General features: G+C 52.2%; 23 protein-coding genes, 1 other RNA gene and 1 pseudogene. 14 read left to right on the top strand and 11 right to left on the bottom strand.

Going from position 1 to position 25,338, the window contains the following annotated elements; all coding sequences use genetic code 11:
* The first annotated feature begins 27 nt into the window (after positions 1 to 27).
* The 4 genes from M4I31_RS17675 to amtB all read left to right on the top strand — a co-directional run bounded on the left by M4I31_RS17675 (position 28) and on the right by amtB (position 5,445).
* On the top strand, positions 28 to 1,800 hold the full coding sequence (locus M4I31_RS17675) for a SmdA family multidrug ABC transporter permease/ATP-binding protein (protein WP_085047632.1): 1,773 nt from the start codon (positions 28 to 30) through the stop codon (positions 1,798 to 1,800).
* Positions 1,793 to 3,571: a SmdB family multidrug efflux ABC transporter permease/ATP-binding protein gene (locus M4I31_RS17670; RefSeq protein WP_085047631.1), complete on the top strand. Its 1,779-nt coding sequence runs from the start codon at positions 1,793 to 1,795 to the stop codon at positions 3,569 to 3,571. Before M4I31_RS17675 ends, M4I31_RS17670 begins: the two co-directional genes overlap by 8 nt.
* Positions 3,572 to 3,788: 217 nt before the next feature.
* On the top strand, positions 3,789 to 4,127 hold the full coding sequence (gene glnK, locus M4I31_RS17665; protein WP_006685697.1) for a P-II family nitrogen regulator: 339 nt from the start codon (positions 3,789 to 3,791) through the stop codon (positions 4,125 to 4,127).
* A gap of 31 nt (positions 4,128 to 4,158) precedes the next feature.
* Positions 4,159 to 5,445 carry an ammonium transporter AmtB gene (gene amtB, locus M4I31_RS17660; protein ID WP_085047630.1) on the top strand — a complete coding sequence of 429 codons (1,287 nt, stop codon included), beginning with the start codon at positions 4,159 to 4,161 and terminating at the stop codon, positions 5,443 to 5,445.
* 72 nt (positions 5,446 to 5,517) lie between these two features.
* Here amtB and tesB read toward each other — a convergent pair whose 3' ends face one another.
* Complete coding sequence (gene tesB / locus M4I31_RS17655; protein ID WP_038638304.1) at positions 5,518 to 6,378, bottom strand: acyl-CoA thioesterase II; 861 nt, start codon at positions 6,376 to 6,378, stop codon at positions 5,518 to 5,520.
* Positions 6,379 to 6,589: 211 nt separating this feature from the next.
* Here tesB and M4I31_RS17650 point away from each other — a divergent pair, with 211 nt between their 5' ends.
* Positions 6,590 to 7,159, top strand: coding sequence for a YbaY family lipoprotein (locus tag M4I31_RS17650; protein WP_038638307.1), 570 nt, complete (start codon positions 6,590 to 6,592; stop codon positions 7,157 to 7,159).
* Positions 7,160 to 7,190: 31 nt separating this feature from the next.
* Here the strand turns inward: M4I31_RS17650 and M4I31_RS17645 are convergent.
* Positions 7,191 to 7,580 (bottom strand): annotated as a pseudogene (locus tag M4I31_RS17645) (MGMT family protein).
* An 84-nt stretch (positions 7,581 to 7,664) separates the two neighbouring features.
* Here M4I31_RS17645 and ffs point away from each other — a divergent pair.
* The 3 genes from ffs to M4I31_RS17630 all read left to right on the top strand — a co-directional run bounded on the left by ffs (position 7,665) and on the right by M4I31_RS17630 (position 8,382).
* Positions 7,665 to 7,761: signal recognition particle sRNA small type (gene ffs, locus M4I31_RS17640), an RNA gene on the top strand.
* A gap of 154 nt (positions 7,762 to 7,915) precedes the next feature.
* A complete protein-coding gene (locus M4I31_RS17635; protein WP_038638313.1) occupies positions 7,916 to 8,167 on the top strand; it encodes a hypothetical protein in 252 nt (83 codons plus the stop codon).
* A complete protein-coding gene (locus M4I31_RS17630; RefSeq protein WP_038638314.1) occupies positions 8,164 to 8,382 on the top strand; it encodes a hypothetical protein in 219 nt (72 codons plus the stop codon). Before M4I31_RS17635 ends, M4I31_RS17630 begins: the two co-directional genes overlap by 4 nt.
* Before the next feature lie 59 nt (positions 8,383 to 8,441).
* Here M4I31_RS17630 and M4I31_RS17625 read toward each other — a convergent pair whose 3' ends face one another.
* Positions 8,442 to 9,869, bottom strand: coding sequence for a PLP-dependent aminotransferase family protein (locus tag M4I31_RS17625; RefSeq protein WP_085047629.1), 1,428 nt, complete (start codon positions 9,867 to 9,869; stop codon positions 8,442 to 8,444).
* A gap of 88 nt (positions 9,870 to 9,957) precedes the next feature.
* Here M4I31_RS17625 and M4I31_RS17620 point away from each other — a divergent pair, with 88 nt between their 5' ends.
* Both M4I31_RS17620 and M4I31_RS17615 read left to right on the top strand, forming a co-directional pair.
* Positions 9,958 to 10,587, top strand: a complete 630-nt coding sequence (locus M4I31_RS17620; RefSeq protein WP_069323965.1) for a YitT family protein — start codon at positions 9,958 to 9,960, stop codon at positions 10,585 to 10,587.
* Positions 10,588 to 10,651: 64 nt separating this feature from the next.
* A complete protein-coding gene (locus M4I31_RS17615; protein ID WP_085047628.1) occupies positions 10,652 to 11,005 on the top strand; it encodes a DUF1428 domain-containing protein in 354 nt (117 codons plus the stop codon).
* 51 nt (positions 11,006 to 11,056) lie between these two features.
* Here M4I31_RS17615 and M4I31_RS17610 read toward each other — a convergent pair whose 3' ends face one another.
* On the bottom strand, positions 11,057 to 12,610 hold the full coding sequence (locus M4I31_RS17610) for an EAL domain-containing protein (protein ID WP_085047627.1): 1,554 nt from the start codon (positions 12,608 to 12,610) through the stop codon (positions 11,057 to 11,059).
* A gap of 188 nt (positions 12,611 to 12,798) precedes the next feature.
* Here M4I31_RS17610 and M4I31_RS17605 point away from each other — a divergent pair, with 188 nt between their 5' ends.
* Positions 12,799 to 13,059, top strand: coding sequence for a type B 50S ribosomal protein L31 (locus tag M4I31_RS17605; protein ID WP_038638331.1), 261 nt, complete (start codon positions 12,799 to 12,801; stop codon positions 13,057 to 13,059).
* A gap of 1 nt (position 13,060) precedes the next feature.
* Positions 13,061 to 13,201 (top strand): type B 50S ribosomal protein L36, encoded by a 141-nt coding sequence (gene ykgO, locus M4I31_RS17600; protein ID WP_005125190.1) that lies wholly within the window; start codon positions 13,061 to 13,063, stop codon positions 13,199 to 13,201.
* 73 nt (positions 13,202 to 13,274) lie between these two features.
* On the opposite strand, the gene M4I31_RS17595 is transcribed toward ykgO, so the two are convergent.
* The 6 genes from M4I31_RS17595 to acrA all read right to left on the bottom strand — a co-directional run bounded on the left by M4I31_RS17595 (position 13,275) and on the right by acrA (position 20,072).
* Positions 13,275 to 13,745: a YlaC family protein gene (locus tag M4I31_RS17595; RefSeq protein ID WP_069323967.1), complete on the bottom strand. Its 471-nt coding sequence runs from the start codon at positions 13,743 to 13,745 to the stop codon at positions 13,275 to 13,277.
* A gap of 116 nt (positions 13,746 to 13,861) precedes the next feature.
* Complete coding sequence (gene maa / locus M4I31_RS17590) at positions 13,862 to 14,413, bottom strand: maltose O-acetyltransferase (protein ID WP_085047626.1); 552 nt, start codon at positions 14,411 to 14,413, stop codon at positions 13,862 to 13,864.
* 185 nt (positions 14,414 to 14,598) lie between these two features.
* Positions 14,599 to 14,817 carry an HHA domain-containing protein gene (locus M4I31_RS17585; protein ID WP_002892050.1) on the bottom strand — a complete coding sequence of 73 codons (219 nt, stop codon included), beginning with the start codon at positions 14,815 to 14,817 and terminating at the stop codon, positions 14,599 to 14,601.
* A 27-nt stretch (positions 14,818 to 14,844) separates the two neighbouring features.
* Complete coding sequence (tomB, locus tag M4I31_RS17580; RefSeq protein WP_003021733.1) at positions 14,845 to 15,219, bottom strand: Hha toxicity modulator TomB; 375 nt, start codon at positions 15,217 to 15,219, stop codon at positions 14,845 to 14,847.
* 487 nt (positions 15,220 to 15,706) lie between these two features.
* Positions 15,707 to 18,856, bottom strand: coding sequence for an efflux RND transporter permease AcrB (gene acrB / locus M4I31_RS17575; RefSeq protein ID WP_038638345.1), 3,150 nt, complete (start codon positions 18,854 to 18,856; stop codon positions 15,707 to 15,709).
* A gap of 22 nt (positions 18,857 to 18,878) precedes the next feature.
* Complete coding sequence (acrA, locus tag M4I31_RS17570) at positions 18,879 to 20,072, bottom strand: multidrug efflux RND transporter periplasmic adaptor subunit AcrA (RefSeq protein ID WP_038638348.1); 1,194 nt, start codon at positions 20,070 to 20,072, stop codon at positions 18,879 to 18,881.
* A gap of 141 nt (positions 20,073 to 20,213) precedes the next feature.
* Between acrA and acrR the strand changes: the two genes are divergently transcribed.
* Positions 20,214 to 20,864, top strand: coding sequence for a multidrug efflux transporter transcriptional repressor AcrR (gene acrR, locus M4I31_RS17565; RefSeq protein WP_087857061.1), 651 nt, complete (start codon positions 20,214 to 20,216; stop codon positions 20,862 to 20,864).
* A 127-nt stretch (positions 20,865 to 20,991) separates the two neighbouring features.
* Positions 20,992 to 24,357 (top strand): mechanosensitive channel MscK, encoded by a 3,366-nt coding sequence (gene mscK / locus M4I31_RS17560; RefSeq protein ID WP_085047625.1) that lies wholly within the window; start codon positions 20,992 to 20,994, stop codon positions 24,355 to 24,357.
* A 39-nt stretch (positions 24,358 to 24,396) separates the two neighbouring features.
* On the opposite strand, the gene M4I31_RS17555 is transcribed toward mscK, so the two are convergent.
* On the bottom strand, positions 24,397 to 25,308 hold the full coding sequence (locus M4I31_RS17555) for an Rpn family recombination-promoting nuclease/putative transposase (protein ID WP_085047624.1): 912 nt from the start codon (positions 25,306 to 25,308) through the stop codon (positions 24,397 to 24,399).
* Between the last annotated feature and the right edge of the window lie 30 nt (positions 25,309 to 25,338).

Raw genomic sequence — 25,338 nt, 5'->3', positions numbered from 1 at the left:
GCCGGAAATCTTGTCAGGACATAACGCGTGCGATTATTTGCTCAATTAAGCTGGTACTTCCGCCGGGAGTGGCGTCGCTACCTTGGAGCAGTGGCTCTGCTTATTATCATCGCCATCCTTCAGCTTATCCCGCCGAAAGTGGTCGGGATCATTGTGGATGGCGTAACAGCGCAACGCTTCACCACCGAGCGGCTGCTGATGTGGGTTGGCACAATCGCCCTGATTGCGGTGGTCGTGTACTTGCTGCGCTATGTCTGGCGCGTACTGCTGTTTGGTGCATCCTACCAACTGGCGGTTGAGCTGCGGGAAGATTATTACCGTCAATTGAGTCGCCAGCACCCCGAGTTCTATCTGCGCCACCGTACGGGTGATCTGATGGCGCGCGCCACTAACGATGTCGATCGGGTGGTGTTTGCCGCTGGCGAAGGCGTGCTGACGCTGGTGGATTCGCTGGTGATGGGGTGTGCGGTACTGATCGTGATGTCTACGCAGATAAGCTGGCAACTGACGCTTATTGCGCTACTGCCGATGCCGGTGATGGCGTTAATGATCAAACGTTACGGTGATCGACTCCATCACCGTTTTAAGCTGGCGCAGGCGGCGTTCTCCAGTCTTAACGATCGTACTCAGGAGAGCCTGACCAGCATTCGCATGATCAAGGCTTTTGGCCTGGAGGATCGGCAGTCGGCGTTATTTGCCGCAGATGCTGAAGACACCGGTAAGAAAAACCTGCGGGTGGCGCGTATTGACGCCCGTTTTGACCCAACGATTTATATCGCCATTGGGATGGCTAACCTGCTGGCGATTGCCGGAGGAAGCTGGATGGTGGTGCACGGTTCGCTGACGCTCGGCCAGCTCACCAGCTTTATGATGTATCTCGGTCTGATGATTTGGCCGATGCTGGCGCTGGCATGGATGTTTAACATTGTCGAACGCGGCAGCGCCGCCTACAGCCGTATTCGCGCCATGCTGGCTGAAGCGCCGGTGGTGGATGACGGTACTGAACCGGTGCCTGAAGGACGCGGCGAGCTGGCGGTGGCGATTCGCGAATTTCGCTACCCATTGACGGCTCAGCCAGCGCTGGAAAACGTGAATTTCCAGCTCAGACCCGGACAGATGCTGGGCATCTGCGGCCCGACCGGCGCGGGGAAAAGTACGGTGCTGTCGCTGATCCAGCGTCATTTTGATATCAGCCAAGGGGATATACGTTTTCATGATATCCCGTTATCGCGCTTACAACTTGATAGCTGGCGCAGCCGACTGGCGGTGGTTAGCCAGACGCCGTTCCTGTTTTCAGATACCGTCGCCAATAACATCGCGTTAGGACGCCCGCAGGCCACGCAGGAAGAGATCGAACATGTGGCGCGTCTCGCCAGCGTTCATGAGGATATTTTACGTCTTCCGCAAGGCTATGATACCGAAGTGGGCGAGCGCGGCGTGATGCTGTCCGGCGGGCAAAAACAGCGAATCTCTATTGCCCGCGCGTTGCTGTTGAATGCTGAAATTCTGATCCTGGATGATGCGCTGTCGGCAGTAGACGGCCGTACCGAGCATCAGATCCTGCATAACCTGCGCCAGTGGGGCGAAGGCAGAACTGTGATTATCAGCGCTCACCGTTTATCGGCCCTGACGGAAGCCAGCGAGATTATTGTGATGCAGCATGGGCATATTGCTCAGCGTGGTGAGCATGACGTGTTGGTGCAGCAGTCAGGCTGGTATCGCGATATGTTTCGCTATCAGCAACTGGAAGCGGCGCTGTCCGATGCGCCAGAGATAAACGGGGAGGCGGCTAATGCGTAGTTTTGGGCAATTATGGCCGACCCTGAAAAGGCTGCTGAAGTACGGTTCGCCATGGCGAAAACCGCTGGCGATAGCGGTAGTCATGCTGTGGGTGGCAGCTGCGGCTGAAGTCAGCGGCCCGCTGCTGATAAGCTATTTTATCGATAACATGGTGGCGAAAAACAACCTGCCACTGGCGATGGTCGCCGGGCTGGTTGCGGCGTATGTGGGATTGCAGCTGCTGGCGGCGGGCCTGCATTACGCGCAGTCACTGTTATTTAATCAGGCGGCAGTTGGCGTGGTGCAACAGTTGCGCACCGATGTCATGGACGCAGCGCTTCGTCAGCCGCTCAGCGCCTTTGATACTCAGCCCGTCGGGCAGCTTATCTCCCGAGTGACGAATGACACTGAAGTGATTCGTGACCTGTATGTGACGGTAGTGGCAACGGTTCTGCGCAGTGCGGCCTTGATCGGCGCGATGCTGGTGGCGATGTTTAGCCTGGAGTGGCGTATGGCGCTGGTCGCGATGGTCATTTTCCCGGCGGTGCTGGTGGTGATGGTGATTTATCAACGCTACAGCACACCGATTGTGCGCCGGGTTCGCGCTTATCTGGCGGATATTAACGATGGCTTTAACGAAGTCATCAACGGCATGAGTGTTATCCAGCAGTTCCGTCAGCAGGCGCGATTTGGCGAGAGAATGGGCGAGGCCAGCCGTTCGCACTATATGGCGCGGATGCAGACCCTGCGACTGGATGGCTTTTTGCTGCGTCCGCTGCTTAGCCTTTTCTCGGCGCTGATCCTCTGCGGTTTATTGATGCTGTTCAGCTTTACCTCTGGCAGTTCGATCGAGGTGGGGGTGTTGTATGCGTTTATTAGCTATCTCGGGCGGTTGAACGAGCCGCTTATTGAGCTGACGACCCAGCAGTCAATGCTGCAGCAGGCGGTTGTCGCCGGTGAACGTGTGTTCGAATTGATGGATGGGCCACGTCAACGCTATGGTGACGATGACCAGCCGCTAAAGAGTGGGGATATCGAGGTAGATAACGTTTCATTTGCTTATCGTGACGACAATCTGGTGCTGCAAAACATCAGTCTTTCCGTGCCTTCGCGTAGCTTTGTGGCCCTGGTCGGGCACACCGGCAGCGGCAAAAGTACGTTGGCAAGTCTGCTGATGGGATACTACCCGCTGACGCAGGGGGAAATCCGTCTTGATGGGAGACCGCTGTCTTCGCTGAGCCACGGGGTATTGCGTCAGGGCATCGCGATGGTGCAGCAGGATCCGGTGGTGATGGCGGATACCTTCCTGGCAAACGTCACGCTGGGCCGCGATATCTCAGAAGCGCGGGTATGGCAGGCGCTGGAAACCGTGCAACTGGCGGAACTGGCGCGCGGCCTGAGCGAGGGAATTCATACCCGGCTGGGCGAGCAGGGCAATAATCTCTCCGTTGGGCAGAAACAGTTGCTGGCGCTGGCGCGGGTGCTGGTTGAAACGCCGCAGGTACTGATCCTCGATGAAGCCACGGCCAGTATTGACTCCGGCACGGAACAGGCGATTCAGCAAGCGCTGGCGGCGGTACGTGAACACACCACGCTGGTGGTGATTGCGCATCGCTTATCGACGATTGTCGATGCGGACACCATTTTGGTACTGCACCGTGGACAGGCGGTTGAACGTGGTACGCACCAGCAATTACTGGCGGCGCGAGGCCGTTACTGGCAGATGTATCAACTGCAGCTGGCGGGCGAAGAGCTGGCGGCCAGTACGCAAGAGGATTCCATTATTGCCTGATAGCTGAGACCAACCCGGTTTCGTAGGCCGGACGGCAATCAACAATCTGGTGCAAAAATGTAACGCACTATGCACCGTTATAGTGCGTTTTTTCTTTTTCTCTCCCCACTCCCCTCGGCTGGCCCGAATCATCCTGCTTTTTCATTCCTGGCACATCCCTTGCAGTATTCATCTGGTGTATCTGCAGCCATTACTGAATTCTGACTGGAGGGGATCTATGAAGCTGGTTACCGTGGTAATCAAACCGTTCAAACTGGAAGACGTCCGCGAAGCCTTGTCATCTATTGGTATTCAGGGGCTGACCGTCACCGAAGTGAAGGGGTTTGGCCGACAGAAAGGTCATGCCGAGCTGTACCGTGGGGCTGAATATAGCGTCAATTTTTTGCCCAAGGTGAAGATTGATGTGGCGATTGCCGATGACCAACTGGATGAAGTGATCGATGTCATCAGCAAGGCGGCCTACACCGGAAAAATTGGCGACGGCAAAATCTTTGTCGCCGAGCTGCAACGCGTGATTCGTATTCGTACCGGCGAAACTGACGAAGCCGCACTGTAACGTCTGGCACACAGTGATAGGAAACCAAAAAATGAAGATAGCAACGATGAAAACAGGTATTGCTTCACTGGCGCTGTTGCCGGGACTGGCGATGGCGGCACCGGCGGTCGCGGATAAAGCGGATAACGCTTTTATGATGATCTGTACCGCGCTGGTGCTGTTTATGACCATTCCTGGCATTGCGCTGTTTTACGGCGGTTTGATTCGCGGTAAGAACGTGTTGTCGATGCTGACTCAGGTGACGGTGACATTTGCCCTGGTGTGTATTTTATGGGTGGTTTATGGCTATTCACTGGCCTTTGGCGAAGGGAATAATTTCTTCGGCAACTTCAACTGGGTATTACTGAAGAACATTGCGCTGACGGCGGTCACGGGGAGCTTCTACCAGTATATTCACGTTGCTTTTCAGGGCTCTTTCGCCTGTATCACCGTTGGGCTTATCGTTGGGGCGCTGGCTGAGCGTATTCGCTTCTCGGCGGTACTGATTTTTGTGGTCGTGTGGTTAACGCTGTCATACATCCCAATAGCCCACATGGTCTGGGGCGGTGGTTTGCTGGCTTCTCACGGCGCACTGGATTTTGCCGGCGGGACTGTTGTACATATCAACGCGGCGATAGCCGGTCTGGTGGGGGCTTATCTGATTGGCAAACGTGTCGGTTTTGGTAAAGAAGCCTTTAAGCCGCATAACCTACCGATGGTCTTCACTGGCACCGCCATTCTCTACATTGGCTGGTTTGGCTTTAATGCCGGTTCTGCGGGCACGGCGAATGAAATCGCTGCGCTGGCCTTCGTCAATACCGTGGTCGCCACCGCTGCCGCCATCCTCGGGTGGATCTTCGGGGAATGGGCGTTGCGCGGGAAGCCCTCTCTGCTGGGGGCCTGTTCTGGGGCCGTTGCGGGTCTGGTTGGCGTAACGCCTGCATGTGGCTATATCGGTGTCGGCGGCGCGTTGATTATTGGCGTGGCAGCTGGTCTGGCGGGCCTGTGGGGAGTGACGATGCTGAAGCGTTTTCTGCGCGTGGACGATCCGTGTGACGTGTTTGGTGTTCACGGCGTGTGCGGCATTGTCGGCTGTATCCTGACCGGGGTTTTTGCCGCCAGCTCGCTGGGGGGCGTGGGGTTTGCCGAGGGCGTGACCATGGGGCATCAGTTACTGGTGCAACTGGAAAGCGTAGCAATCACCATCGTCTGGTCCGGCGTGGTGGCCTTCATTGGTTATAAGCTGGCAGATATGACGGTTGGTCTGCGCGTACCAGAAGAGCAAGAACGCGAAGGTCTGGATGTGAACAGTCACGGCGAGAACGCTTACAACGCCTGATTTCTCAATATGCCGGATGGCGCTAACGTTTATCCGGCCTACAACGATGTAGCCTGTAGGCCGGATAAGACATCAATTACGATTACGCATGACCCCTTCCTGTACGGTAGAAGCGACCAGCACGCCATCCTGCGTATAAAATTCCCCGCGCACAAAGCCCCGGGCACCGGAGGCGGAAGTACTTTCGACGTTATACAGCAGCCATTCATTGATATTGAACGGACGATGGAACCACATTGAGTGGTCAATGGTGGCGATCTGAATCCCTTTTTCCAGGAAACCAATCCCGTACGGTTGCAGCGCGACGGGCAGGAAGTTCAGGTCAGAGGCATAACCCAGCAGATACTGATGGACGCGCAGATCGTCTTGCAGTTCACCGTTGGCGCGGATCCATACCTGACGGGTCGGAGGTGCGACATGCCCTTTTAAGGGGTTATGAAACTCCACCGGGCGCACTTCCAACGGACGATCGTTGATGAACTTTTCTTTCAATAACGGTGGCAGAAGATGCGCCACTGAGCGGGCAATTTCTGTTTCTGATTTCAGCTCATCGGGACCCGGTGCATCCGGCATGGTTTTCTGATGTTCAAACCCGTCTTCTGGTGCCTGAAAGGAGGCGGTCATGTAAAAAATGGGTTTACCATTCTGGATTGCGGCAACGCGGCGCGCGCTGAAGCTGTTACCATCACGCAGAACTTCTACATCATAAATGATGGGTTTTTGGCTATCGCCGGGGCGTAAAAAGTAGCTGTGAAAGGAGTGCACCAGACGTTCTTCCGGAACGGTTTCTTTCGCGGCATACAGCGCCTGACCGACAACCTGTCCGCCAAAAACCTGACGTAACCCTAAGTCTTCACTTTGGCCGCGAAAGAGCCCTTCTTCAATTTTTTCCAGATTTAACAGTGTCAGCAAATTTTTGAGTGCCAGACTCATAGGAGCTCTCCAGGTGATATCGATGTCGCGCGAGTTAGGCAGAGTATAACGCAATTTTAAAAGTGGTCCGATGGGTGCAATTGTCTGAATTACTGGCCTATTACAGGCAAAAACAGCTGTCTTGTGCCACACTTAATCACGTTATGTTTTTGTTAACCACTCTTCTGGCGAGGAAAGTTCTCGCTGGTGCATAGATGATAAGGAGAATTTAATGAAACTCGTGCACATGGTAAGTGGTTTAGCGGTTGCAGTCGCTCTGGCGGCCTGCGCCGATAAAAGTGCAGATATTCAGACACCTGCGCCAAGCCCTAATACGTCAATTTCTGACACACAGTCTAAAATTCAACAGCCGAATGTATCTGGTACAGTATGGATCCGCCAGAAAGTGGCCTTGCCACCGGATGCTGTGCTGACCGTTACGCTGTCGGATGCGTCGCTGGCCGATGCGCCATCAAAAGTGTTGTCGCAAAAAGCGGTGCGTACGGAAGGCAAGCAAGCGCCATTTAGCTTTGTATTACCGTTTAACCCGGCAGATATTCAGCCCAACGCGCGTATTCTGCTGAGTGCGGCAATTACGGTGAATGGCAAACTGGTCTTTATAACCGATACCGTTCAGACGGTTATCAATCAGGGCGGGACGAAAGCCGACCTGACGTTGGTTCCCGTGCAGCAGACCGCAGTCCCGCTTAATGCTGGCGGCGGCGCAACCACCACGGTGCCTTCGACTTCACCAACCCAGGTGACTCCGTCTTCAGCCGTTCCTGCTCCCACGCAGTACTAAACCAGTCGTAACCCTCTCCATGAGGAGAGGGTTAGTACACCCAGCGATAGCGCTGTAAATCGATTTGCCCGCTGCCGGAAACGACAATCCCTTCTGCCAGCAACGCCTGACGTTGTCGTTGCAGATCGGGGCCCGTCAATGAAATAGCGCCGTGGCGATTGACGACCCGGTGCCAGGGCAGGGAACTACCTTCGGGGAGACGCTTAAGTACGCCGCCCACCTGGCGCGCAGCGCGCGGCGATCCGGCAAGTCTGGCGACATCGCCATAGGTGGTGACGAATCCTTCGGGGATTGACGCGACGATTTGCCAGACGCGTTGGGGGAAAGTGTCTTGTATATCCATCATTTATTCCTGCGCTAATCTTTCAGCATAATCCTGAATGGCGAGTGAGTGAAGCCGCATTGCGCAAGAAAACAGCATCCGATGCTGGATGGGTTGCTTTTACAGGGTACACCAGTGATAATGCGCCTGCGCGTTGGTTAACAACGCTCTCAATGGGGGCTCTGTTGGTTCTCCCGCAACACTACTCTGTTTACCAGGTCAGGTCCGGAAGGAAGCAGCCAAGGCAGATGACGTGTGTGCCGGGATGTAGCTGGCAGGGCCCCCACCCAATTCTGCCGTCCGGCAATTTCCTTCTGCTTATCTTCTTTTTCTTTGTCACTGTATTGTCATTTTATTGTCATCAAATGCTGTCAATGTGTTTCGGGGATGTTGTTTGACGCTTTTACCGTCGCCGATCACAAGGACTTTTTACAATGTCGACTGCTGTACTGAATGTCAAAATTGATGAAGCGCTGAAAGAAAAACTTCGTCATTACGCCGAAGTGCATAATGAAAATCTAAGTGTCGCGACGGAAAAGCTGCTGCTGATCGCCTTTTCCGCCGTTGAAGAGGCGGGAGTCTCCGCTGAGGATATCGACAGCCAGCATACGGAAGAATCCGTCGTTGATGCACTGACTCCTAAAGAAATCAAAGCATTGCGCAGATTACTGAAGAAGAAAAAATGAAACAACAATCGTTCTCAACCGCCTGTAATTACAGCGAAGCCTGTGAATTGCTGCGATCTGGCTATGTGAAACATGTTCGCCTGAGCTGGAATGTCGGCAGCGATGAGTTCTTCCGTATTGCTTCCGACTGGTGTGATGCCGGGGCAAAAATTAAGAAGGACGGTGAGAATTTTGTGATTTCCCTGAAAGGTTTTCCGGTTCCTCCGCAGTTGTAATTGTGCCGGGACGTTGTTGTCCGTCACAACATACAAAAGCGGGTCCTTTGGCCCGTCGCTTAAATTATTTTGCGCATTTTCCCGCTGCTGGCCTGCAAACGCAGGTTATCCCAAATGGGTTGCAACACCCTGAAGGCGGCGCGTGCTGTATCATCCGGCAATGTGAAGGGCATGCGCAAAAAACGATCGAATGCGCCATCGAGGCCGAAGCGCGTACCGGTTCCTAACTGAATCCCTGCGCTTTCGGCGCGTGCAGCAAAGAGCGTCGCCAGCGTATCGGGCAGTTCGACCCAGAAAGAGAGTCCTCCTTGTGGTTGGGTAAACTGCCATTCCGGGAAATGCGTATGCATCAGGCTGGAGCACAGGTCGCGCTGCGATGCCAGCAAGCATCTTCTGTCAGGCAGAAAGCGCCCGGCGTTATCCAACAACCAACGGGTGGCGAGTTGTTCAAGTACCGGAGAGCCCAAATCGAAAGTGTCGCGGGTTTGTACCAGGGCGGCAATTGTTCGTGACGAAGCCCGAATCCAACCCAAACGTAATCCTCCCCAAAAGCTTTTCCCTGCCGAACCCAGTAAAATGATTGGGGCATCGCGATTGAACGCGGCAAGCGGCGGTGGTGGCGGGGCGTCGTACCACAGGTTCACCATCGTCTCATCGACGACCAACGTCGTACGTGTTCTTTCGGCAATATCCGCCACGACCTGGCGGGTTGCGGCGTCCATACAACGCCCGGTCGGGTTGTGGAAGTCCGGCATCAGGTAGGCCATTCTGGGCGCCGTTTGCGCAATAGTGGCGACCAGACCCGCCGTATCCCAACCCTGCCCGGGTAGCGACACGCCAACGGGTCGACAGGATGCGCCCTGAATAGCGGCAATCGCCAGTGGATACGTGGGGTGATCAACAACGACGCGATCGCCAGGACCTGTCAGCAAACGCAGGATGAGCGCCAGACCGCTGACCGCACCATTCACCACCATTATTTCATCGGGCTGCGTTGGGAGTCCGCGCTCGCAATAATGCCGGGCGATGGATTCACGCAAAGCTGGCAGCCCCTGCGGCAGATACCCGGAACTCAGCAGATGCTGCGGCATCGCGAACAACGCTTGCTGATAAGCCTGATGAATTTCGGGACCGGCACTGAGCGCTGCCGTGGACAAATCAAGCGCTGTGCCAGTGCTGGTTCTCGTTGGCACATGGCGAATATGTTCTGGCAGAATAACCCGCGAACCGCTCCCATGACGGCTCTCCAGATAGCCTTCTTCACGCAGTTGCGCCATCGCGCTGGCGACGGTGGTTCGGCTCACTTCCAGAACGGCAGCGAGTTCACGCTCGCCGGGCAAACGGCTATCCAGCGCCAGCCGACCATCGAGAATCAATAGACGTAGCGCTTCTGCCAACTGTCGCCAGAGGGGCGTTCGCGAGGGGCTTTCCTGCCAGTGGCCGAGCAGGCGCTGCAAAGACTGACTTCCATAACGGCGAGATGACATAGCAGTCCACTTTTTGAAAACTGGACGTTAATCATAGTGCCAATTGCGGGGAAGATGAAAGCTATCTGAGAGTGAGAGGGGAAAAAGCATGCTGCGTCGTTTACTTCAGCTGTATATCGGTCTGGCGCTGTACGGTGTGTCGACGGCCATGTTTGTTCGCGCCGATTTAGGGGCCGATCCGTGGAACGTGTTTCATCTGGGGGTGGCCAATTTACTGTCGATGAATATCGGCGTGGTGATTATTGTCGTAGGCGTGTTGGTGCTGCTGGCGTGGATACCGCTACGCCAGCGTCCCGGATTTGGCACCCTGAGCAATGTTATTATGATTGGGCTGGCGGCAGATGCCGCGCTGGTGGTGATCCCGGGATTCGAATCCCTGCCGGCGCGCAGCGTCCTGCTGGTGACCGCGGTGATCCTGAATGCATTAGCCACCAGTTTATACATTGGCGCTGGTTTTGGCGCGGGTCCACGGGACGGCCTGATGACCGGTATTCACGCACGTACCGGATGGCCAGTACGACGCATTCGCACCGCAATTGAAGTGTCAGTGTTGCTTATTGGTTGGCTGCTGGGGGGAACCGTGGGGGTTGGCACGGTATTGTATGCGCTGGCTATTGGGCCGTTAATTCAGATTTGCCTGCCGTGGTTTCGCCAACAGCCACAGTCGCGTATCCGAGTCAGGAGTGAACCTGGGGCACGATCGCCTGCTGGCGACTAAACTTAACCTCGACTGACGCGGCCAGAATCGGCTTGCCGCGCAGTACACTTCGGAGGTTTTTCTCATGAAGTATGTTGATGGTTTTGTCGTTGCCGTACCCGCTGACAACAAGGAGGCGTACATTGCGATGGCGGCGAAAGCAGCTCCGCTTTTCAAGGAGTTCGGCGCATTACGCGTGGTGGAGTGCTGGGCAGATGATGTCCCTGACGGCAAATTAACTGATTTTCGCATGGCAGTGAAAGCGCAGGATCATGAAGAGGTGGTATTCAGTTGGATTGAATACCCTTCCAAAGAGGTCCGCGATGCGGCGAATCAGAAGATGATGTCCGATCCCCGTATGAAGGAATTCGGTGAGTCTATGCCATTTGATGGCAAACGAATGATCTACGGCGGATTTGCGCCCATTATGGACGAGTGATGTGACTGGCTGTGCGGCGTGCCGCCAGCCATCTCAACATCAACAGCCATGTCACAGCCGTTTTTCAGCCCACAGAATAAATTCCGCTTTTGGCAGTGCTTTACTGTAAAGCCAGCCCTGACCGTACTGCACGCCATGTTGGCGTAGCCAGGCTGCCTGATTTTCAGTTTCGATACCTTCTGCCACCATTTCCAGCTTCAGCGTCTTGGCAATCTCAATGATATGCGGCGTCACGTTGTTGTACTCCAGGGCATCAACAAAGGATTTATCGATCTTCAGGATGTCCACATCCAGATCCTGTAAATAGCTCAGGCTGGAATAGCCGGTTCCAAAATCATCGATGTATATTGAATGTCCCGCCTGACGATATTTAGCAATAAACGGCGCGCTGTTTTTCGGATCGGCAAACTCGCGTTCGGTCAGTTCCAGCGCGATTTGCGCTGGCTTAAGCTGCCAGTGCTTTACCTTCTGGCCTAACAGAGCGGGAAGCGTTTCAGAAGCCAGATCGGCTGACTCAAGATTAATGGAGATATGCTGATCCGGGTGTTGACGCAGCCATTTTCCTAAATCGTCAAATACGCTTTCAATTATCAAACGCGTGAGGGGTTTTGTCAGTCCGGTCTCCTGCGCCATCGCGACAAAAATTTCAGGCGACAGATAGCTCCCATCGGCCTGCTGCCAACGGGCCAGTGCTTCTGCCCCGACCACTTTTCCCGTTGTGAGCGAGATAATGGGCTGGTAATGGACCTTGATATCCCGATGCTGGATAGCATCCTGCAACTGGTGATGGGGGGACTGTAAGCGACGCAAAATGCGCAGAATAAAGGCGGCGGTAAGCAGGCCGATGATAATCCCTGCCGGGAGCCAGATCAGGGCTTGTCGGTGCCAGGTTTTTTGTAATGGTAGGGTAGATGCCCAGGTGACGATCGTGATGCCCAGTTCAGGAAAGGGGCGGGCATTAAAAATATTGCTATCTTTCTGAAAATGAGTGATCGAATGCTCTTGTTTTACATGCTGCAAAACGTCCGATGGCAGCGCGGCGCTACTGGCAACCACCACGTTGCGCGCGGTGCCAATGATAGTGACTTCGATTGGCCATGAGCCAAACGGGATGACGTCAATAAAGGAACCCGGATCGACCATCACGACATAATGCTCGCTACCTAAAGCCGCCATAAAACGCTTGATGCCCAAATCATTTTGCGTAGTAAGCCATGCGCGATATCCATCCGGCGTGACTTTCATTGCTGGTGGAAATGCGGCAGCCTGGCTGTTTTTTTCCAGAGATGAACATTGCGGAACATTGTCTTTGAGATACAGCACTTCCTGAATATAGCGATAGCTATATGACAAGCGACGCATTTCCAGCAGATGCTCATCACTACAAGGCACTCCCTGAAAGGACTCTATGTGGCGTAATGCTTTCCTGGCCTGCTCGCCGACGCGTTCTGTGCGCAATGCGACTCGTGTTGAGAACATATCGAGTTCATCAATAAACTTTGTTTCGACCTGACGATGTGCCAGCCACAAGCTTAAACCTACGGGGGCGAGGATAGAAAGAAACAGCACCCCTGTCACCAGGCTTATCAGATGTCGTGTTGTCACAATGATATCCTTATTAACACAGCGTAAGGAAAGTATATCCGAAAGCCGAAAAAGCTATTCGATTGGCATCATATATTTAGGGCCACTTATCACCCCGTTTGTTTGCCCGTCGCGTAAATCAGGTTGTGATTTAAATAAGAGTGGTGTACTTTAATGATTATGTTATAACGTAACAATTTGAGGTTGCCATGAAACCGGATATCCATCCTTTTTATCGTACCGTGGTGTTTCACGATACCAGTGCCAATGAATACTTTAAGGTCGGTTCGACCATCAAAACCGAACGTGAGATTGAGTTCGAAGGGAAAACGTACCCGTATGTGACCCTTGATATCTCTTCTAAGTCACATCCGTATTACACCGGAAAACAAAAGACCTTTGACAACGAAGGTAGCGCAGCCCGCTTCCAGAAACGTTTTGGTCATTTTATTGGCGCTAAGCGAGGTTAAAATGCAGGTACTCAATTCGCTTCGCAGCGCAAAACAGCGGCACCCTGACTGCCAGATAGTGAAACGCAAAGGGCGTTTGTATGTTATCTGTAAAACAAATCCGCGATTTAAAGCGGTACAGGGCCGTAAAAAAAGACGTTAATTTCTTTGCCGGCATTCAGGGACTAAAGTGCGTTTCCTTTACAGGGACGCACTTTTTTATGTCAGAGGCGAAATTACTGGCTGGCCTGCGGGCGGGTGAGCGTAAACACATCGTAGAACGAGAGTTCGCCTTTACGTGAAATCATCTTTTGCAGTTGTGTTTTATGCTCGCTATCAACGGAAGGGGAGTGCAAAATAGAGTCGATGAGTGAGGAGGGAACAAAACGCGTGTTGTACCATTCACCGTTATAACAAACTCTGAAATCCAGGACGTCGATGTCTTCATAGCGATAACGCGGCGCCACGTCGAAAAAGAAAAAGCCGTTAAGTATGACAAACAGTACTACCAGCAGCCATACCGAATCGACCAGCGTTTCTGACTGTAGCATTACCGCCAGCGTGGCAAACCATGCCACATACATACCGATAAACAGCCCCGGATGTTTGCGAATAAAACTGATGCTAAAGCGCGGTTTGTTGTCGCGCTTCTCGCGAATATTTAAGTCATCGATTGTTTCGGTAAGCAGGCGCTGTATTTCTGTCATCTCTTGCCTTCGTGATATCTGCAAAATTCAGGAGCGATCGCCCTATTTTAAAAGGGGATACCTGCTGAAGGTAGTAACAGATTAACCGCAATTTAGCATAACAGTTACATTTTAGATCACAGCGTTTTGATGATCCTCGCGGGATTACCGCCGACTACGCTGTTTGCCGGAACGCTTTTCGTCACCACCGCGCCAGAGGCTACAACGACATTATCACCGAGCGTGACGCCGGGATTGATCACTGCGCGGCCACCTATCCAGACATTGTTGCCGATAGTCACGGGCTTTCCGAACTCCAGGCCACTGTTGCGTTCGGTCGCATCCAGAGGGTGTGTCGCGGTATAGATATGGACGCCGGGTGCCAGCATGCAGTTGTCGCCAATATGGATTGGACAGACATCAAGCATGACGCAGTCGAAGTTGGCGTAAAATTCTTTACCGAGATAGATGTTATAACCGTAATCACAACGGAAAGAGGGTTCAATATATGCACCTTCGCTTTGACCCAGCAGATCATGCAGGATGGCCTGACGCTCACTTTTTGCCTCTGGCGAGGTGAGATTGTAGCGGTGAGTCAACTGACGAGCGCGTAGTCGGTCGTTGCGCAACGTTTCATCTGCCGGGCGATAGCGTTCGCCGGCGATCATTTTTTGCTTTTCTTTACTCATTACGAATTCCCTGTGTCCTGATGATCATTTCAGCACAGTAAAACGCAATGCAAGCAAAGGGAACGTTCCCGTTGGTTCGCTGTGATCGTAATCACGTGATTTGAATTAAATAACCATTGTAAATACGAAAATGGTCAGTCAGACAAACAAATGTCCCGCTATACCTGACTTAACCTCGAGAGCAATTAGCGAATGAATTTCCAAACGGAAGTTGGAATCTTGTCGTAGAGCTTATTCATGGTCAATTCAGCAAGACGGTGATCCGCTGCTGAGTAAAATACAGCCAGTTCGTTGTCGGACAATTCATATTTATTTTTTTCAATAACGCGCTCAAGCGTGTCAATTGTCTGGCAGCGTCGCAGGCGCATCAAATAATCTGTTTTAGTTAATGGTTTATCAGACATAACTCTTACCTATGATTGTAATAATTTTTAACAAGACAAACTAACAGGATTAGCCCTGGTGGCATTGACAAAACAGCGAAACAGTCGATTACCTGATTTCCGCCATTTCTGCAGATCCTGCGTATTAATACCATAACTGCTGAACAACATAAAAGTGTCATCCAGGTATTCATCTATCTGCGCAATCAGCTTATTGTCCTCATTGTACTTAATTTTATAATTAAGTGCGAAGGTTGCAATATGCTCTATCAGTTCATTGAGCTGCAAGCTGGTTGCAGAGGTAGGGTCGTTAACCCAGCCATGGTTACTTTGTTCAAGGTTTGCAAGACAGTCATGATACAGAGTTTCGCAGAGAAATTTAAGCTGCGCGATATCATGTCTTTTGGGTGAGTATTCATCCATAACGCATCCCCTTCTTCGTGGCTTAAACTAACCGAACACCTTCGGGATGGATACAACAAACTACCTGGAACTTGCCCGCGACTCCTGATGATTTAACTATAATCTAGTCTAAAAAAGATTTCATCGTCATATCACGAAAAATTACAATTATGCAAAATTATGACGTGGCATCATTTTTACATTTTAACAGATAAGTACAGTTATTTGAAATCGGACAATTTCTTTATTCTTCGGGCAATCATCGGGTTATCTTCATTAGCTATCGCAACGACAGGCAACAACCGCCAGGATGGCGCGATAACCAGGAATAATCTTAATATTTATTAAGGTAAATAAGAACTCTCAACACTTTTTAAGAATAGCCTTTAAGGCTACAGGGATTATATCGCTTATTTAAGCCGGAGAAAATAAACCGAATTTCAATAAGTGGATTTTATGATTTTTCCAGAAAAAAGGCCGCTTGCGCGGCCTTATCTTTAGAGAGGTATCAATGATGATCGACTGAGTGGCTATGCTCAATATCTTCATTTTTGCGGCTAAAGCGGCGGCGTACCACCACAAAGAACACCGGAACAAAGAAGATAGCCAACACGGTTGCCGTCACCATCCCGCCCATTACGCCAGTACCAACGGCGTTCTGCGCGCCGGAACCTGCGCCGGAGCTGATTACCAGCGGCATTACGCCCAGAATAAAGGCCAGTGACGTCATGAGGATTGGACGTAAACGCATGCGGACCGCGTCCAGCGTCGCCTCTATCAGACCTTTGCCTTCTTTATCCATCAGATCTTTGGCGAATTCGACGATAAGTATCGCGTTCTTCGCCGACAACCCAATGGTTGTGAGCAGGCCTACCTGGAAGTATACGTCGTTGGTCAGACCGCGGAATGTCGCTGCCAGCAATGCGCCGATAACCCCCAACGGTACTACCAGCATAACGGAGAACGGAATTGACCAGCTCTCGTACAATGCCGCCAGACACAGGAAGACGACGATCAGTGAAATGGCATACAGGGCAGGGGCCTGGTTACCGGACAGTCGTTCCTGGTAGGACATACCCGTCCAGTCATAACCGATACCGGATGGCAGTTTGCTGGCCAGTTGCTCCATCATCGCCATCGCTTCACCGGTACTTTTACCCGGTGCGGCCTGGCCTAAGATCTCCATGGAAGGCAGACCGTTATAGCGTTCCAGACGCGGTGAACCGTATTCCCAGCGTGAGGTAGAGAAGGCGGAGAATGGGACCATCTGTCCATCGCTGCCGCGCACGTACCAGTTGCCAATATCTTCCGGCAACATACGGTACTTCGCTTCAGACATGACGTAAACTTTCTTCACACGACCACGGTCGATGAAGTCATTCACGTAGCTTCCGCCCCATGCGGCACCCAGCGTTGTATTAATATCACTAATGGAAACACCCAGCGCCTGCGCTTTTTCCTGATCGATATCGATCTTGAACTGCGGCGTATCTTCCAGACCGTTAGGACGTACGCCGACTAACAGATCAGGATGTTTCGCAACTTCACCAAACAGTTGGTTACGCGCCTGGGTCAGTTTTTCATGGCCCAAACCAGCCTGGTCAATCAACTGGAAGTCAAAACCAGTGGCGGTACCTAACTCCACAATCGCTGGCAGGTTGAAGGCAAAGACCATTGCATCTTTAATCTGCGAGAATGCGCCCATCGCACGCTCGGTAATCGCCTCAACTTTATTCTCTTTACCTGGACGTTCGCTCCAGTCTTTCAGTGAGACGAACGCGATACCGGTGTTCTGACCACGACCCGCAAAACCGAAGCCGTTAACGGCAAACACCGATTCAACGTTCGCTTTTTCTTTCGTCAGATAGTAATCCGTCATTTCATCCAGCACCTTCTGGGTACGCTCTTGCGTTGCACCCGCTGGCAGCTGAGCCATTGACAGGAATACCCCCTGGTCTTCATCTGGCAGGAACGAACTTGGCAGACGAACGAACAGATAGGCCATGCCCACGACGATGATCAGATACAGCGCCAGATAACGACCGGTGCTGCGCAGAATACCGCCCACGCTGTCGGTGTAATGGTGCGTGCTCTTATCGAACATGCGGTTAAACCAGCCGAAGAAGCCTTTTTTACCTTCTCCGTGATCGCCTTTAGCAATCGGTTTGAGCATGGTCGCACACAGGGCAGGGGTCAGAATCAATGCCACCAGTACTGACAACGCCATCGCGGAAACAATGGTGATGGAGAACTGACGGTAAATTGCACCGGTAGAACCCCCGAAGAATGCCATCGGGATAAATACCGCTGACAGCACCATTGCGATACCCACCAGCGCGCCCTGAATCTGGCCCATTGATTTACGTGTCGCTTCCTTCGGCGGTAGTCCTTCTTCCGCCATAACACGTTCAACGTTCTCGACCACCACGATGGCGTCATCCACCAACAGGCCGATGGCGAGCACCATCCCGAACATCGTCAGGGTGTTTATCGAGAAGCCGAAAATCGCAAGGACGGCAAACGTACCCAACAGCACCACTGGCACAGCGATAGTCGGAATCAACGTCGCGCGGAAGTTCTGCAGGAACAGATACATAACCAGGAACACGAGGATGATTGCTTCCGCCAGCGTTTTCACCACTTCGTGAATAGAGATTTTCACGAACGGCGTGGTGTCATACGGGTAAACGATCTTCAGACCTGACGGGAAGAACGGTTCCATCTTCTTCAGTTCATCGCGGATAGCGTTTGCGGTGTCCAGGGCGTTAGCGCCTGTCGCCAGCTTGATACCCAGACCGGATGCTGGTTTACCGTTGAACTTCGCAATGATGTCGTAGTTCTCGCCGCCCAGCTCCACTTTCGCCACGTCACGTAAACGAACCTGGGAACCATCCTGATTCACTTTCAGCAGAATTTTGCTGAACTCATCGGCGGAGGTCAGACGGGTCTGCGCGATGATCGACGCGTTAAGCTGCTGGCCTTTCACCGGCGGCGTACCACCTAACTGACCGGCTGCAACCTGGGCGTTTTGCGCTTTGATTGCGTTGATGACATCAACCGGCGTCAGCTGGAAATTGTTCAGTTTGTTCGGATCCATCCAGATACGCATTGCATACTGTGAACCGAACAGTTGAACATCGCCCACGCCTGAAGTACGGCTAATGGCGTCCTTCATGTTGGCGCCAACGTAGTCGGAAATATCCTCCTGCGTCATGGTGCCATTGGTGTTGATAACACCGACGACCATCAGGAAGCTGCTGGATGACTTCTCAACGCTAACCCCTTGCTGCTGTACTTCCTGCGGCAGTAACGGCATAGCCAGCTGCAGTTTGTTCTGCACCTGTACCTGCGCGATGTCCGCATCAGTACCAGACTGGAAGGTTAGGGTGATCTGCACGGTACCCGTGGAGTCACTGTTTGAGGACATGTACATCAGGTTATCGATACCGTTCATATTCTGTTCGATAACCTGCGTAACAGTATCCTGTACTGTTTTGGCATCAGCGCCAGGGTAGGTCGCGGAGATCGTCACTGCTGGCGGTGCAATAGTCGGATATTGCGCTACCGGCAATTTGAGGATCGCGAGCCCCCCTGCCAACATGATGATAATGGCGATCACCCACGCAAATATTGGGCGATCGATAAAGAAATTAGGCATGTCTTAACGGCTCCTGTTTAAGTTAAGACTTGGACTGTTCAGGCTGGCTACCGCTTGCGGCTTGCTGGTTGTTATCCGCGGTAATCTCCTGGGCTTTTACCTGCGCGCCAGGACGTACTTTTTGCAACCCAGTGACAATCACGCGGTCGCCCGGCTTAAGTCCATCAGTGACTAACCATTTATCGCCAATCGCTTGTGCGGCGACAATTTGACGCATTTCAACTTTGTTATCTGCACCGATAACCAAGGCACTGGCATCGCCACGCGGTGTGCGGGTAACGCCTTGCTGCGGAACCAGTAATGCAGTTGGGTTAGTCCCTTCTTCCAGGCGAGCACGGACGAACATTCCCGGTAGTAAGGTGTGATCCGGGTTAGGGAAGATGGCGCGTAACGTAATCGAACCGGTGGTTTGATCTACCGTAACATCGGAAAATTCCAGCGTACCGGCCTGCGGGAACTTGATGCCGTCATTGGTCACCAGCTCGACTTTCGCTTTACCGTTCTCTTGCTTCAGCGTGCCGTTGGCCAACTCTTGTTTCAGGCGCAGGAAGTCGTTACTTGACTGCGTCACGTCTACATAGATAGGGTCCAATTGCTGAACGGTAGCCAGTGCGGTCGCCTGACCGTTTTGCACCAGAGCGCCTTCCGTAACGGATGACTTACCAATGCGGCCGCTGATCGGCGACGTCACTTTGGTATAGGCCAGATTGATGCGTGCAGTTTCTACTGCGGCTTTCGCGGCGACAACGGCGGCGTTCGCCTGCTGTGCGTCTGCCAGCGCGCTATCGTAATCCTGTTGACTGATGTACTTAGTACCCAACAGTTTCTGATAACGTTTGACCGTCAGTTGAGCGATATTTGCTGCGGCTTGTGCTTTGGCCAGATCGCCTTTTGCGCTCTCATAAGCGGCCTGGTAAGTCGCAGGATCAATCTGATAGAGAGATACACCCGCTTCGATGTCACCACCTTCCGTGAAATTACGCTTCAGGATAATACCGCTAACCTGAGGACGAACTTCAGCAATGCGATACGCACTGGTGCGACCCGGGAGTTCGGTTGTTATCTGTAGAGGTTCAGTTTTGAGCGTAACAACTCCAACCTCTGGCATCTGCTGGCCCCCTTGTTGGGCCTGTTTGTCGTCACATCCTGTTAGCGCTAAGCTGCCTGAGAGCATCAGAACGACTGCCAGAGGCGTTAACCCTCTGTTTTTGTTCATATGTAAACCTCGAGTGTCCGATTTCAAATTGATCAATGGCTTAAAGCCCATAAACCCATTGCTGCGTTTATATTATCGTCGTGCTATGGTACATACATTCACAAATGTATGTAAATCTAACGCCTGTAAATTCACTGACCTATGGCACGAAAAACCAAACAACAAGCACAGGAAACACGACAGCACATTCTCGATGTTGCTCTGCGTTTGTTTTCGCAACAAGGGGTATCATCCACCTCGCTTGCGGAGATCGCACAAGCCGCTGGTGTCACGCGCGGCGCAATCTATTGGCATTTCAAAAACAAATCGGATTTATTCAGTGAAATTTGGGAGCTAGCAAAACCTAACATTGATGAGTTAGAGACTGAGTATCAAGCAAAATTCCCCGACGATCCACTATCAGTATTAAGAGAAATTTTAATTTACGTTCTTGAAGCTACCGTGACAGAAGAACGCCGACGTTTGTTGCTGGAAATTATATTCCACAAATGCGAATTTGTCGGGGAAATGGCCTCTGTTCAGTTGGCTCAACGCAGTCTGTGTATTGAAAATTACGACCGTATCGAACAAACATTGCGGCAGTGCATGAATGCCAACATGCTGCCGGAAAATCTGAACACGCGTCGCGTGGCGGTGCTGTTGCGTAGCTATGTTACGGGAATTATAGAGAACTGGTTATTTGCCCCTGAATCTTTTGATCTGAAAAAAGACGCGCGTGAATACGTCGCAGTACTGCTGGAGATGTGTCTTCTCTGCCCAAGCCTGCGGGTTAACGTGGCGAAATCCTGCTAACTTTTGCGGTCTGAACCAGGAATTATCCTGGTCGTTTTGCCTGCTGCTATTCTGCCGCTCACAGCCGTGATATTCTTGCCGCTTGACTATTTCCGGTCACTTTTCCGGTTCAGAAACGTTCATTCTCATGACTATGTTGCAGTTCTATAAACGTTCACAGCATCTTATTGCTATTACCTTTCTTTTCTTCATTCTATTGCTTTCTTGCCAGTCGTCAGCATTTGCACGGGCGCAACAGAGTGGGGATCTGCCGACGAAAGCGGATATTCAGAGCCAACTGGACGCGCTGAATAAACAAAAAGATCTCTCCGCGCAGGATAAGCTGGTTCAGCAGGATCTGACCGATACCATCGCCACGCTGGATAAAATCGATCGCGTGAAAGATGAGACCGTACAGCTTCGGCAGAAAGTTGCCGAGGCGCCGGAGAAAATGCGTCAGGCGACAGATGCGCTAAATTCGCTCAGTGATGTTGATAATGACGATGAAACGCGAAAAACGCTGAGTACGCTCTCCTTACGTCAACTGGAGTCGCGCGTGGCGCAGGTATTGGATGACCTGCAAAGCGCGCAAAATGATTTGGCCGCTTATAACAGCCAACTGGTATCGCTGCAGACTCAGCCAGAGCGCGTGCAAAATGCGATGTACACCGCGTCGCAGCAAATGCAGCAAATCCGCAATCGGCTCGATGGTAATAATGTGGGGGAGGCGGCGTTGCGCCCCAGCCAGCAGGTGCTACTGCAGGCGCAGCAGGCGCTACTGAACGCGCAGATCGACCAACAGCGTAAAAGCCTTGAAGGCAATACGATTTTGCAGGACACCTTGCAAAAACAACGCGATTACGTGACGGCAAACAGCAATCGTCTTGAGCATCAGCTCCAGCTCCTGCAAGAGGCTGTAAACAGCAAACGGCTGACGTTAACCGAAAAGACGGCGCAGGAAGCGGTATCGCCTGACGAAGCTGAGCGTATTCAGTCTAATCCGTTAGTGAAGCAGGAACTGGACGTCAACCATCAGCTTAGCCAGCGTCTGATCGCCGCGACCGAAAACGGCAATAACCTGATGCAGCAAAATATTAAGGTTAAAAACTGGCTCGATCGCGCGCTGCAATCCGAACGCAATATTAAAGAACAGATCGCCGTCCTGAAAGGCAGTCTGTTGTTGTCACGTATTCTGTACCAGCAGCAACAAACGCTGCCGTCGGCAGATGAGCTTGCTGATATGACCAACCGGATCGCCGATTTGCGTCTGGAACAATTTGAGGTCAACCAGCAGCGTGACGCCCTGTTCCAGAATGATGCGTTTGTCGCCAAACTGGAAGAAGGGCACAGCAACGAAGTCAACGGTGAAGTCCATGATGCCCTGCTGCAGGTCGTGGATATGCGCCGGGAGTTGTTGGATCAACTGAATAAGCAACTGGGCAACCAGTTAATGATGGCGATTAACCTGCAAATCAACCAGCAGCAGTTGATGAGCGTGTCGAAAAACCTGAAAGGGATCCTCACCCAGCAAATTTTTTGGGTTAACAGTAACCGTCCAATGGACTGGGACTGGATCAAAGCCTTCCCGCAAACGCTTAAAGACCAGTTTAAGTCGATGAAAATCACCGTGAACTGGGAAAAAGCCTGGCCAGCGGTATTTATTGCCTTCCTGGCAGGATTGCCGCTGCTGCTCATTGCCGGGTTAATCCGCTGGCGTTTGAAATGGCTGAAAGAATATCAGGCGAAATTAGCCGCCGCGGTAGGCAACCTGCGTAATGACAGTCAGCTCAATACGCCAAAAGCGATACTGATCGATCTCATCAGAGCGCTGCCAGCGTGTCTGATTATCCTCGCCGTGGGGCTGATTCTGCTTACCATGCAGCTGAATATCAGCGACCTGCTGTGGGCGTTCAGTAAGAAGATGACTGTCTTCTGGCTGGTATTTGGTCTGTGCTGGAAGGTGCTGGAAAAAGATGGTGTGGCGATACGCCATTTTGGCATGCCTGCAAAGCAAACCAGCCACTGGCGTCGCCAGATTGTGCGTATTAGCCTGGCGTTGTTACCGCTTAACTTCTGGTCAGTTGTTGCTGAACTGTCGCCGCTCAATCTGATGGATGATGTGCTTGGTCAGTCCGTTATTTTCCTCAACCTGTTGCTGATCGCCTTCCTGGTATGGCCAATGTGCCGTGAAAGCTGGCGTGACAAAGAGTCGCATGGTCTGCGTCTGGTCACCATTACCGTGTTGTCTATTATCCCGATTGCATTGATGGTGCTGACGGCGACAGGGTATTTCTACACCACGCTGCGCTTGTCGGGCCGCTGGATTGAAACGGTTTATCTGGTTATTGTCTGGAACCTGTTGTATCAGACGGTGCTCCGCGGGTTGAGCGTGGCGGCGCGGCGTATCGCCTGGCGTCGTGCGTTAGCGCGTCGTCAGAACCTGGTGAAAGAAGGGGCAGAAGGCGCAGAACCGCAAGAAGAACCGACCATTGCGCTGGAGCAGGTTAACCAGCAAACCTTACGTATCACCATGCTGGTGATGGTTGCCTTGTTTGGTGTTCTGTTCTGGGCAATTTGGTCCGATCTGATCACCGTGTTCAGTTACCTCGACAGCATTACGCTCTGGCATTATAACGCTACAGAAGCGGGGGCCGCAGTGGTGAAAAGCGTCACCATGGGCAGCCTGCTGTTTGCGATTATTGCGTCAATGGTCGCATGGGCGCTGATCCGCAACTTACCCGGACTATTGGAAGTGCTGGTGCTCTCGCGATTGAAGATGCGCCAGGGAGCGTCGTATGCGATCACCACCATTCTTAACTATGCGATCATCGCCATCGGTGCGATGACGGTCTTCGGTTCGCTCGGCGTCTCATGGGATAAACTACAGTGGCTGGCCGCAGCCTTGTCGGTTGGTCTTGGTTTTGGTTTGCAGGAGATTTTCGGTAACTTTGTTTCCGGTCTGATTATTCTGTTTGAGCGCCCGGTACGCATCGGCGATACCGTGACTATCGGAACATTCTCGGGAACGGTCAGCAAGATCCGTATTCGTGCCACCACTATTACCGACTTTGATCGCAAAGAGGTGATCATCCCGAACAAAGCCTTTGTGACGGAGCGTTTGATCAACTGGTCGCTTTCCGATACCACTACGCGTCTGGTGATCCGCATTGGCGTGGCCTACGGTTCGGATCTGGAGAAAGTGAAGAAAGTGCTGTTGCAGGCGGCGATGGAACATCCGAAAGTGATGCACGATCCGGAACCAGCGGTGTTCTTTACCGCCTTCGGCGCCAGCACGTTGGATCATGAGCTGCGTTTATACGTGCGTGAACTGCGCGATCGTAGCCATACGGTTGACGAACTTAACCGTGCGGTCGATCGTTTGTGTCGTGAAAATGACATTGATATCGCCTTTAACCAGCTCGAAGTGCACCTGCATAATGCGAAAGGGGACACCGTGACCGAAGTTAAGCGTGACATCATCAAAGGTGATGATCCGACGCCTTCGGTAGGTTAAGTTGCAATCAGGGCGGCCAGTTTGCCGCCCTGATTGTATTTAGTGAGTCAGCGCTGTCAGTTCTTCCTGCGTCAGGCCCGTAAGGTGTGTAATCAGATCCGGTTCCAGGCCGCGGGCGAGCATTTTTTGTGCGATATCACGGGCTTCTGCCTGCCGACCTTTTTCCAGCCCTTGCTGCATGCCTTCCGCTCTACCTTTTTCTTCTAACCATTCAGCAATTGTCATCAGCTGTTCCTTGTACTGTGGCGCACTCTGCGCCAGTTGGCGGACAAGTACGCCGGGTTCCATGGTATTTCCTGCTTTCAGCATGTAATTAATCAAAACGTCGAGCTGATATTCTGTCAGGCGATCCTGCGTTAAGAGCGTAATGAGTTGATCCAATAACTCGCTCAGATCGCGTTGCCGAATATGTTTTTGCAGGAGTTCCAGCATCGCTACCCGTTGATGCTGCATGATCTGATTATCTGGCATAATGGTCAGGTCTACCAGCGCAAATTCATTGCCATAAAGCGCTTTCGCAAGCTGTGGCTCGCTAAACAACTGATGCCAGTTGAGAGTATAGGGCCACGGGCTTTCCGTACCATGATAAAACAGTACAGGTACCACCAGAGGTAAGGTTTTATGCCCGGCGTTAAGGTGATGCTGCATAGCAGCAACAGCGTAGCGCATCAGGCGAAAGGCCATTAATTTATCGGGTTTACTCTGATGCTCAATCAGCGCATAAACGTAGCCGGGTCCATGTGTTGTTTGCAGGGAGTAGAGGATATCTGAATAGCAGGTGCGTAAATCGTCCTCAATAAAGCTGCCTGATTCCAGCGTTAATGTTTCCATATCGCATATATTGAGAAACGCTCGAGGCAGATGGATCTGCAAAAAATCTCGGGCGACCTCTTTTTGCGTCAGCATTTGCCGAAAGACCGCATCGTGCGGCGTGGTGGGGAGCCGTTCCATGATCTGTCCGTTATCGTCGTGATGTTGCGA

Origin of the sequence: Citrobacter sp. XT1-2-2 (genome assembly GCF_023516235.1) — a bacterium.
GTDB lineage: Bacteria > Pseudomonadota > Gammaproteobacteria > Enterobacterales > Enterobacteriaceae > Citrobacter > Citrobacter werkmanii.
Note: the sequence above shows the minus strand (reverse complement) of the source record. Positions and strands in the feature narration are given on the sequence as shown.

Excerpts from the sequence above, each read along its gene's own strand:
- tomB (WP_003021733.1), bottom strand. The coding sequence starts at position 15,219 with ATGGATGAATACTCACCCAAAAGACATGATATCGCGCAGCTTAAATTT.
- amtB (WP_085047630.1), top strand. The coding sequence starts at position 4,159 with ATGAAGATAGCAACGATGAAAACAGGTATTGCTTCACTGGCGCTGTTG.
- acrR (WP_087857061.1), top strand. The coding sequence starts at position 20,214 with ATGGCACGAAAAACCAAACAACAAGCACAGGAAACACGACAGCACATT.
- mscK (WP_085047625.1), top strand. The coding sequence starts at position 20,992 with ATGACTATGTTGCAGTTCTATAAACGTTCACAGCATCTTATTGCTATT.
- M4I31_RS17670 (WP_085047631.1), top strand. The coding sequence starts at position 1,793 with ATGCGTAGTTTTGGGCAATTATGGCCGACCCTGAAAAGGCTGCTGAAG.
- maa (WP_085047626.1), bottom strand. The coding sequence starts at position 14,413 with ATGAGTAAAGAAAAGCAAAAAATGATCGCCGGCGAACGCTATCGCCCG.
- M4I31_RS17555 (WP_085047624.1), bottom strand. The coding sequence starts at position 25,308 with ATGGAACGGCTCCCCACCACGCCGCACGATGCGGTCTTTCGGCAAATG.
- acrA (WP_038638348.1), bottom strand. The coding sequence starts at position 20,072 with ATGAACAAAAACAGAGGGTTAACGCCTCTGGCAGTCGTTCTGATGCTC.
- M4I31_RS17635 (WP_038638313.1), top strand. The coding sequence starts at position 7,916 with ATGTCGACTGCTGTACTGAATGTCAAAATTGATGAAGCGCTGAAAGAA.
- M4I31_RS17595 (WP_069323967.1), bottom strand. The coding sequence starts at position 13,745 with ATGACAGAAATACAGCGCCTGCTTACCGAAACAATCGATGACTTAAAT.
- M4I31_RS17605 (WP_038638331.1), top strand. The coding sequence starts at position 12,799 with ATGAAACCGGATATCCATCCTTTTTATCGTACCGTGGTGTTTCACGAT.
- M4I31_RS17620 (WP_069323965.1), top strand. The coding sequence starts at position 9,958 with ATGCTGCGTCGTTTACTTCAGCTGTATATCGGTCTGGCGCTGTACGGT.
- M4I31_RS17650 (WP_038638307.1), top strand. The coding sequence starts at position 6,590 with ATGAAACTCGTGCACATGGTAAGTGGTTTAGCGGTTGCAGTCGCTCTG.
- tesB (WP_038638304.1), bottom strand. The coding sequence starts at position 6,378 with ATGAGTCTGGCACTCAAAAATTTGCTGACACTGTTAAATCTGGAAAAA.
- glnK (WP_006685697.1), top strand. The coding sequence starts at position 3,789 with ATGAAGCTGGTTACCGTGGTAATCAAACCGTTCAAACTGGAAGACGTC.
- acrB (WP_038638345.1), bottom strand. The coding sequence starts at position 18,856 with ATGCCTAATTTCTTTATCGATCGCCCAATATTTGCGTGGGTGATCGCC.
- M4I31_RS17615 (WP_085047628.1), top strand. The coding sequence starts at position 10,652 with ATGAAGTATGTTGATGGTTTTGTCGTTGCCGTACCCGCTGACAACAAG.
- M4I31_RS17585 (WP_002892050.1), bottom strand. The coding sequence starts at position 14,817 with ATGTCTGATAAACCATTAACTAAAACAGATTATTTGATGCGCCTGCGA.
- M4I31_RS17625 (WP_085047629.1), bottom strand. The coding sequence starts at position 9,869 with ATGTCATCTCGCCGTTATGGAAGTCAGTCTTTGCAGCGCCTGCTCGGC.
- ykgO (WP_005125190.1), top strand. The coding sequence starts at position 13,061 with ATGCAGGTACTCAATTCGCTTCGCAGCGCAAAACAGCGGCACCCTGAC.
- M4I31_RS17630 (WP_038638314.1), top strand. The coding sequence starts at position 8,164 with ATGAAACAACAATCGTTCTCAACCGCCTGTAATTACAGCGAAGCCTGT.